At 36.4% G+C, this 10,323-nt stretch carries 5 protein-coding genes; 2 read left to right on the plus strand and 3 right to left on the minus strand.

Features of this window, described 5'->3' with window-relative positions:
- Both AC3DU7_RS14900 and AC3DU7_RS14905 read left to right on the plus strand, forming a co-directional pair.
- Positions 1–331 (plus strand): hypothetical protein (locus tag AC3DU7_RS14900; RefSeq protein ID WP_488040116.1); only part of this gene is annotated, 331 nt, incomplete at its 5' end.
- A 79-nt stretch (positions 332–410) separates the two neighbouring features.
- The gene (locus tag AC3DU7_RS14905; protein ID WP_488040117.1) at positions 411–5,945 is read left to right on the plus strand and encodes an FkbM family methyltransferase; all 5,535 of its coding nucleotides are present in this window, start codon (positions 411–413) and stop codon (positions 5,943–5,945) included.
- Between the two features lie 154 nt (positions 5,946–6,099).
- Here AC3DU7_RS14905 and AC3DU7_RS14910 read toward each other — a convergent pair whose 3' ends face one another.
- From AC3DU7_RS14910 to AC3DU7_RS14920, 3 genes are read right to left on the minus strand one after another with little or no spacing between them, the layout of a single operon-like run.
- On the minus strand, positions 6,100–6,942 hold the full coding sequence (locus tag AC3DU7_RS14910) for a class I SAM-dependent methyltransferase (protein WP_488040118.1): 843 nt from the start codon (positions 6,940–6,942) through the stop codon (positions 6,100–6,102).
- Between the two features lie 6 nt (positions 6,943–6,948).
- Positions 6,949–7,506: a pentapeptide repeat-containing protein gene (locus tag AC3DU7_RS14915; protein WP_488040119.1), complete on the minus strand. Its 558-nt coding sequence runs from the start codon at positions 7,504–7,506 to the stop codon at positions 6,949–6,951.
- A gap of 47 nt (positions 7,507–7,553) precedes the next feature.
- Positions 7,554–10,217 (minus strand): neutral/alkaline non-lysosomal ceramidase N-terminal domain-containing protein, encoded by a 2,664-nt coding sequence (locus tag AC3DU7_RS14920; protein ID WP_488040120.1) that lies wholly within the window; start codon positions 10,215–10,217, stop codon positions 7,554–7,556.
- Positions 10,218–10,323 lie beyond the last annotated feature (106 nt).

The following is a 10,323-nucleotide window of genomic DNA, read 5'->3' on the forward strand; positions in this document are numbered from 1 at the left end:
GTTTAGTATATGGAAAGGGCTAAATATAAATCGTGGACTTGATGGTGCGATGAGTAAAAAGTTTTTTCAGTTGGGTTTGCAGACATTGGATTATGATAATTGTGTGGTGGCAAAGGTTGATGATAAAGAAGTGAGGATAGGGCATTGTGGATTTAAAATGGCAGAGATTGGAGTTTTTGCTCTTGATATTAAGTTTGCTGAGAATTTGACAACGTTTGATCGTTATGGTAAGCGTAGTTTGGTTGTGAATCAGGATACTCCTTGGGAGATTCTGTCAAGGCATTTTCCTTCTACAATCACTACATCATTAAAGAAGCTAAAAAGAAGCTAATAAGATGAAATTGTTATATTTATGTTTAGTTTTAACAGAAATCAAAATTGTACATAACTAGAATTTAACGAATAAAAAAATGACAAACAATAACCGTCTTATTTTCGTTTGTGGAATGTCTCGTTCGGGAACTACGTTGTTAACCACTGTTTTGGATTCTCATCCTAATGTATCAATGGGATATGAATTATTACCTTCTGACTTACCTACTGTTGATAGAATGATTGAGATTTTAACAAAGCAGATCGCTCTCCAACAAGGTAAAATCAATGATATTTCTCGGGTGCTAAAAGAAGAAGGTCTCAGTACTTTTAGTGTTTTTTTGAAAAGATGTGATAGAACTCTTGTTTCACCTGAAGATTTTTTGGAGTTACTTAATATATATCGTCATCAAGAAGATTTAAGAATACCAACTAATGAATTGAAGTTTAGATTTACGATTTCAAAATTAGTTGCCGAAAAGAAAATGGAAAAAGAGAAAACATTGGTAGGAGGTTTTAAACTAAACACTCCGGCTTTTAAGGAAGTTTACTCATGGACAAAAAATAGTAAATTTTTGTATATTCTGCGGGACCCAAGAGATGTAGTCGCATCCCATTTAGAAAGAGAATTTGATAAGACCATTCCCCAAATTATTCAATCCTGGCAGGTTTATTTAAAAAAGTTCGTTGAATTTCAAACAAGGTATCCCGATAGTGCTTATCTAATTCGTTATGAAGATTTGGTTTCCCTCTGTGATCGAAAAGTTAGAGAAATAATTGATTTTTGCGATCTCCCTTATAGAAATGAAGTTCGTGAATTTTTCCATTCTAAAGCAAGCGTTCACACGACCGGTCATGTAAATAAAGAAAAACTTTCAAGAGACTTTTTTACTTCAAGTATTGGACGGTGGAAAAACGATTTGTCTGCTGAAATAGTAAACCAAATTCAGAAAGATTGTAATAGACAGATGAACAATTTTAACTACACTTGGGAAGAGGTTAAGCAAGATATCATGGATATATGCGAATTATATCAAGAGAAAATTACTCAAAAAGAGAAAGAATTTTTTCGCAAAAGGAAACACAATTTCAAAGAATATTACAAAATAATAGAGGAAAATCTGGAGAACCGAATCAACTTAACTTACCATGAAGCTGCTACTGGCGATCTAGCAGGTGGAAAAGCTATCACTCTGGTTCGTCACGATATCGATCACGATATTCAAACGGCTCTAAAGATAGCAGAATGGGAAAATCAAAACAATGTTCGGGCTACTTATTGTGTTTTACACACGGCATGGTACTATGGAGAATTTCAGAATGGAAAATATACTCATTATGATTTAATGATTGAAAATTGTAAGAAGATTCAAGATTTAGGTCATGAGATTAATTTGCACAACAATTTTGTAGTATTAGCATTGCAAACAGGATGTAATCCTTTTGAAGTATTAGAGCAAGAATTAGAATTTTTCGATTTTCACGGAATAAAAATAACAGGGACTTCAACTCATGGAGACCGTCTTTGTCGTGAATTAGATTTCCGCAATTACGAGCTTTTTTCCGAATCAGTTTATGAGTCTAGAGGTGGTTTGAGAAACGTCGCTTGGGAAGGTAATCAAGTGGTATTAGGAAGTAGATCGATGAAAGAGTTTGGTTTACTTTATGAAGCCTATGATTTGCCTCGCGATCTCTACATTACTGATTCAGGAGGTAATATTAGGGTTAAAGAAAACACCAGAGGGAGAGCTGGTTTAAAAAGGGAAGATATGAAGTCAAGTATAAAGTATAGCCATATTTTAGGAATTTTGACTCATCCTTTGTGGTGGGATGTTGATAATAGCTTAACTCAGAGTAGTTTTTCAGATAGTAAAATTATGACTTTAGAAAAGAATACGGAAACTAATACTGTGCAGTCAGCAAGTTTGCAAGAGCAAAGGATATTAGAATCTAAGGCTTTAGTTCAGTCAAACCCTAATTTTGCTTGGCACCACCATAAGCTCGGTAACTTGCTGAAAAAAAATGGCGATCTTAATGAAGCTTTAGAATGTTTTGATTTTGCTATTAGTTTAAATTCCAATGCTGCAACTTTTTTCCTGGCAAAAGGAGAATTATTAGCCGAGCAAGCAAAATTTGAGGAAGGAATTAACTATCTGAAACAAGCCGTCGATCTTAAACCAAGTATTGATTTCTACAAAAAAATACTAGAACGGACAGAGAAAAATCATCAAAAGCTTCTGGCAAAATCTCAGCAATGTGTCAATGAAAGCGATTTAACTATTGGCAAGATTTTAGATAGAGAAACAGTTCTCAGAATATGCAATATAGATGAAGAGGGTAAGACCATTATTGAGTCAACATCTTTTGCATCACAGCAATCATTTAATCCCAGACGAGGGCTTAGAGTAGCAAATATATTATCAGATCAATTTGAGCTTAAACACTTTCAAGGAAAGAAAATTATAGAGCTTGGCCCTGGGCATTACGCTTTTGCACTCCTAGCTCGTCATTTGGGTGCAGAAGTGGTCTGCGTAGAGCGTGACCCTCATTTTGCTCAACTGGGTAAATATTTAGGTTTTGAAGTTTTAGAAATAGACTTTGCAGAACTTCATAGAGAAATATTTGATAAGCCTTTTGATGGTTTGTGGATGAAAGGAAGTTTTAATGCTTGTAATTACAAGGACGAAGATGCCGTCGCAAATTTTGTTAACAGGTTGACAGAACTTTTATCTCCTGATGGTTGGGGATGGATGGTAACAGTCAATAAAGCATCTGCCGACACTGCTAACGTGGAAGAGTTTGTCACAAAACGGATTGAGATACAACGTTGCGCCTTTGCTAATGCTGGCTGGGATGTGTCTTGGATTAATGATTCTACTCGTCCTCATTACAGTCTTAAATACACGGGTTGCTTGTACTATTTTACAAGAGGTATCGAGCCACCCAGCGAACTTTTTCACAAAACATCTGTGTCCGAGTTTGAACATAGTAAAACTAGAGATTTTTTAATTAATCAATGTAATTTGGAAGCTAATAACAAGTTAATGTCAACGCCCGCATCCCCAGAGCGTCCATTCAATTTGGTACAAACTCTTTGGCAACCTACTCCTGAATATTACTTATCATCTTGGGATTATTTCGTCAAGTTTATTGATATATGCAAACATCGTCAAGTAAACTTTCTAACCATGAGTCAAGCTCTTGCTGGTGAATACAAACCAGAAGAAATCAATGTTTTGCTTGACCATCATATAGATTTTTATCCGGTCGAAACCCATGTTATGTGTCGTTGGGAACTCGAAAATAAAGTTATATCAAACATATATTTGTTTAACCGTTCCCCTTACAAGGATGCTATACAGCGTAAAATGTGGAAGGTGGAAGATTTAGATATTAGCTTTTATAAGTCTTTGGAAGAAGCAGGTTTTGAAATCGGGTATCATCAAAATGCAATTGGTGTGGTCTGTGCACAAGCTTTAGTCAGAGATTATAAAACTGATTTTAGCTCAGAAACTCTTGAAGAGGCTCGCAAAGTCTTTGCGGAAGATGTAGATAATCTTAGAAAATACTTTAACATCCGAACTTTTATTCCTCACGGCGCAGGAGAGGGCAATGCACAGTTAGTTGATTTACCATCAAACTATCAAGATTTGGCGTGGGTTTATAACAATGCTAGTCGTAATAAATCTGTAAATCCTCCCATTAAATGGAAAAACTATAGTGATTCCTGCGGTCAGTCTGCACAACGTATCAGAGGTTTTTCTGGGGAATACATAGCTAGGCGAGGTAATTTACACCTTGCAGCTTGGATGCTTGAACCAGGATTAAATCATGTTCTCGTTCACCCAGGAAGGTTTTCTAGAGGAATGCCTTATGAACTCTATAGTGGTTCTGCTGACCTAGAAGGGGTTGTTACTAGACAAGAATATGAATTTTCAGAATCTCAGGTATCTTTACCAGTGAGTAGCAAATCTTTTATTAAACAGTGGTTTAACACCAATGGTGGCGATTCTGAAAAGAATCAGAAAGGTTTTCTATTTACGGATCGTGTTGAAACAATCCAACGCTGGTTGGGTGAATATGATTTTGCCATACCAGTATTAGTAAAGCATCGTAAAATTACTGATGATGAAAAGCTGAAATACAAAGTCAAACGTCCTGCTACAAAAATATTTGATTTGCCAAAATCTATAGAAGTATCCCAAGAAGTATCCCATCTATCGACGGATGAAATCAATCGAGAATTTGAAGAACAGTTTTCTTCTTTTTTTAATCTTTTGTTTTCAGATAAAACTTTACGCCATCTGGCTGAATCTGGTATAAAAGCATCTGGGATATTTATTCAAGACCTCAAGACTAATAGACTCAGGGATGCAGAAGATTTGGTATCTGTTTTACTTAATGCCGAACCAGATGCCGAAATATTTATTCGCATTTGTATTTCAGCAGTAGAACCCTCTTTGTGGAGAAGTCGATTAGATTCTAAATGGGAGAAAGTTGCTGACAGTTTAAGTCACCTACAAAAGTCTTTCTGTCAATCAGAAAATGAATTAATCCTAGATATATCATCCTTGGGCGATCGGCAAACTAATTCTAACTTCAAAGAGGTTAAAAATCAGCAAGTCAATAATATTGAAGATTCGGATATTTTTGAGTTTAACGATCGGGAAAAACAACAGAGTGACGAACAAGTTATAGAAAATCAAGCTCAGATATCAGAACAAGTTAAGGAGAAAGCCGAAATAGTAAGTAAGGCAAGGGGTGAGTCCCTAGAATCTGTTTTAAAGCGCTTTTCGACTGAAGATATTGCGCAAGCTCCAAATAGCTTTAGTAAGCATATTCCAGCCTTGCGTCAGGCAACTTTTTTAGAAACGGGGATGAAAGATGGTTTGGCGTTTGTCCGAACTATGGATGGTAAAATTTTTTACGGCTATCCTTCTCAGAATAACCATCGCCGTGCTTATCAATTTGTTTGTGATTTACTCCCCAGTATGGTAACAGAAGACACTTTTCTTGTGTGTCTTGATGTTGTACAACGATATGCAACTGATTTTACCTGGCCACCAGAAGAGGTGTTGCCACCTAGAAATGGGGCAGTGGTTGAATGCGGAGCTTATTTGGGTTATAAAACTATTCGTTTTGCAGAGGAGTTAGTACCAGATGGTAAGGTCTTGGCTATTGAAATGATGCCTGATAATGTTGAGATTTTACGGCGGAATATTGATGAAAATGGTTTGGCAGATAGGGTTAGTATTATCGAAGCAGGAGTTTGGAAGCAGGCTGGAACATTACTGGTTAAAGGTAAGGGAAGACAGCGCAATACATTGGTTAATCTAGAGAAGCTATCAGATGATATAGGGGTAGAAGCTCGTGTTGATACCCTAGACAACTTGCTTGATGAGTGGGAAGTAGAGTCGGTGGATTTTATATTTATAACAGTCAATGGTGCTGAGATTGAGGCAATTCAAGGATTAAACCAATGGCAACCCAGAGTGAAAGGGCTGTTTGTTGCAGCACCTTATCAGCGTGATGGTCAGCCGAACTCAGATATTTGCAGAAATATCTTACAGGAACGTGGGTATAATATTTTGCCGTCTTCTAACGCTAATCGGGTAATCGCTAAGTTTTCTTAATAACTGAACTTCCTCCCTGAGAAAAATACCCCAAAGCAGTTAAACGCGATTTTCAGGGAAATTAAAGTACATTTCGATGGGGGAAGTTGAGCAATAAAAGCTTTAAAAGGGATCGGCTAGAAGTTTCTGGAAATTAAACTTGACCTTAACCCAACTATTGTTTTAACTGAGCTATACGTTCAAGACGAGATTGAGCAAGAGTTTTGAGGTTTTTACTAAACACATAGGGGCAACGTTGATAAGTCAGAGCATAGAGAGAGCGCTCATACTCTGTTGGAATTTCGGCAGTCCATCCTAGATTTTCAAAAGTATCTTTTTGTAATTTCGTCAGCGTTTCAACTAGAGTCAATGCCTTCACCATAGAGGATTCATTATATTGACCGATTTCTAAAGCGTCCGATCCTAAGCGATAATCAAAAGGTTTGTTACTTAAGTGACCTTCCACTCGACTTACACTTTTTATTAAACGTTCGCTTCGTTTAAATGGTAATCTGCGTCTCTCAACCATGTGTCTTCTTGGATGTACAGAATTAGCAATCCACCCCCAAGCATCAGTACGAATTGTCTCTACAATTCGTTGAGTAGCTTGAGGTAAAGTATCTAATCTCTGACGACAGGGGTTGAAAGGTCCTTTCAAAAATACACCATCAAAATCAACAAATTTACCTTCTGGCAACATATCAAGATTGTCAGTATGAACTTCAAAACCAATCATTCTACCAACATCTGCCAATGCTTCATCGAATTCAATAGCTACAACTTTAGCCCCCAACTCACGAGCAATGATAGAGAAAGGGAAAAGACCAGGCCCAATGTCTAGTATACGCTTGTTCTTTAATTGTTCAATCCTCCAAAAATCATTGATCAACCTAGCGTGAAGTTTTGCTACATTAGGCTCAAAAGATTGCAAAAATCTAGACCGACTGTCAGAGAGTCTGTCTGCATATTTCATAACAGAAGCACATAACTCCACTGCCTTTTCTTCTTCAATCAACATCACTGTTTACTCCACAAATGTACTATTGTCATCTAAACTGCAATTAACTAACTGTGCTGGATCGATATTTTGGATCGGCAAGCGACTATCTATCATCTTAGAATCAGTAAACTTTGTATTATTAAATGAAGCACTAGCCAAGTCAATACGAATTATATGACTCTTGGAAATACGGGATTCTGAAAAATTTGCCGATTCTAGATCTAAATCAAGTAGCGTAGATAAGTGTAGGGAAACTTTACTCCAAATGCTATTTTTTGCACTAGCCATTCCAATATATGAACCTTTAAAACTGCATCTTTCCAGGAGCATATTCCTTAAATCACCATGAAAAAAGTTAACATTTGTGAATTCACAATTAGTAAATTTTGTGTTAAGAAACATACATCCTGTAAAATTAGAATTTGAAATTTTTATGTCCTGAAATATGCAATTTCTCCACACAGATCCATAGGCACTTATCCGATTCCAAGTTCCATCGGCAATAGTTTCATCACGAAATTCGTCTTGTGGCTTATAAACATATTCTGCTAAATTTATGAGATGTAAATTTTCAGCATTCATTCAAAAAACTCCTAACAACTAAAAAGCAACTGAATATAATCATAGTTTTAATGCAAAGTATAACTTGAATTTGTTATCCTTAACAATCCTCCAACAGCATCAATAATATCTTCCTCCAAACAATTTTCATCCCAAGTCGTAGGTAAACCATAATAAATCATAGAGCGATCGCCCTCATAACCATGTTTAGCCAACACCTCTTTTGTCGGTATATAACTGCATAAATCATTGCAGTAACTCGCCACCCAAGTATGTGACGAGCCTAAATTCAACTTTAATTTTAAAGAATACTCGACAACAGTCTCACCTGCCATAAAAATCCAATTTAACTTATCTCCCAGTTGCCAGAGTTGAATTGGATAGGGATAGGTTTCTGCTAATGAGCCTTGGTTTTTAATCTGCTTAAGCAAACTTTTAGCCCGTCTAGCAACATAAACATTAGTAGATTGGTTGTCTTTTCTAATTTGTTCGAGAGTTGGGAGCTGACTCAAAGCCAAGTCCACTTCATAATAAGCAGAATTTAACCGAGGTTTTAGCAACTCCATGGCACCACCGACTACCACAGACATAACCGCTTGTGCCAATTCTTCACCATACTTTTGAGCTAAGGTAACATCACCTCTTGGAATTGGATTTTGATCTGCCCCGCAACCCGCAACAAACATAGCCACTGCACCAGGATACTGTTTTTCCAGGGCAATATTAGCAAAACCTGCGTAGTCCCCAGTTAGTTGATAAATGTCCAGTACGGTACAATGGCAAGCATAACCATAGATAATAGCCATCAACTCCCCTTGCAAATCTCGCACTGACAATACAGGAACATCATGATCTACTGAACCATTAAGATTCAGTCGCTCCCTGTTGAAAGTCACTTCTTTTTCTAGATTTTCCGAGCGATTAACTGCAAAGTTAGCTCTACCAATACCCCAAGCAACAGAGGCAGGTTTAATCTGTTCAAAAGCTTGCCCAACTAAGTCAAGTATAGTTTTGAATAGAAATTCAGTATAGTCAGCAACTACTTTAGCTTGCTCCTCATTCATGTCATACATCACTTCCAAACAGTTCCCAACAACTGGCCCGGTGTGGGTGTGGGAAAAAGACAAGACAATGCGATCGTGCTCTAAACCATACTGTTTTTCTAAAGCATTAGTAATCCGATTCGATACATGACGATCCAATCCACAAATGTCTAAAGTCACTAAAATTCTGGGTAGATTATCTGAGGGTAAAATGATAATAGCTTTAGCCCATAAATCGTGAACAACTCCCTGTGACGGTTTATTTCGTTTTGCATAACCTGCCATCCAAATCGGTTTCTTGGGGGTTATGGCAACTTTAGCAACACCAACTTGCCACTGGTTATTTCCTTGCTCTGAAGAAACGGTTGTCTTCAGCTTACCCTGTTTCGCTAAAGCTTCCCACAGATTGGTATAGAATTTTTGAGGAACATTAGTCTTACATTTTTTGATTGCCTGACGAAAACAAGACACTGCAGCATCATAACTATTTTGTTTAGCTACAGCCATTCCTAAACTGTAAGAAACTGTCGCTGACTGGGGATTAATTTTAATAGCTTTACGAAAATTATCAATAGCTTCATTAAGTTGATTGTCAGCTAATAAAGCTTCTCCCTTTTTAATATAACCCCAAGAAAAATTAGGATTATTTTCGGTTATCCTATCGTAGAGCTTAAGAGCTTCAGCTATTTTTCCTTGTTGCTTTAATTGATTGGCAGTATGAATGATGTTGTCGGAAAGCCTATTGCTAAAATTATAGTTTTCTTGATTGGCTCCCTTCATGTTTTTTAAGGCATTTGACTTTTTAATAGTTTCTGATTTAATGCTATTTTTAGACAGTATATCGGAATATTTTTTCTGTGAAACTGAATTTTCTTCTGATAATTCCCTTATAATTTCATTGATAAATTCATACTTTAAGTAACAGTTATTATTAAATTCTTCCACATCTAACTTAACTTTTTCCTTTTTTAAAAGAGCGATAAATGCTTTTGCTTCTTCAAGATAATCAACAGATATAACTGTCTTTTGAGGGTTAGCATTATAGAAATTACATTTTTCTGGAGGACTGTTCAAAATTTCTATTAATTTTTTTCGGTTGTAACTGAGGCAAAAATCCTCAAATAACCTTTCAAAAACTTCTATTTTATTCAGAACGTCAAAATCAAGATCAAAAGTCTTTTGAAACTGATGTTTATAAGAGTGAAACCTAAGCTCATTTTCCAGCCAATTCCATAAGTTTTTCTGAAAAGGTGTCAGTAATGCTTCATTTAGCTGTAACAGGTTTCGCTTGGCTTTTATGGGCGGTCTCCACACCGATTTGGTATCTCCTGGAATCGAATTACGATTGACGTAGCTTTTGGCAGTTTCTAAAGGATTTCTAATTAAATGAATCACATAAATTGGCTGTAAAGTCTTTATGGCTTTTTCAACAAAACAACCGAGAAAAAGCTGACTAGATTCAAAGTAATTACCCTGAACAGAATATTTTTGAATTTGCTTGATTTTACGATCTATTTCCTCTGCCTCAACATTATTATTGAATTTAACTAAAGCATCACCAACACAACATCTCATGTCAGGAATATTTAATTCCCCACCATGAAAACTAGGAATATCCGTAACTTGTTTAAATACTTCGCTTAAAAACTTAGTACCACTTCTACCAATACTGGAAACAAAAATATACATTAATTACAACACTACTTACTCTAAAAAGTTACAAACCTTCTTTCAGCACACCAACCACCTTCTCAATAACCTCCTCCCCCAACTCCGGCCAAATAGGCAAACTCAA

Source organism: Okeania sp. (genome assembly GCF_983059655.1).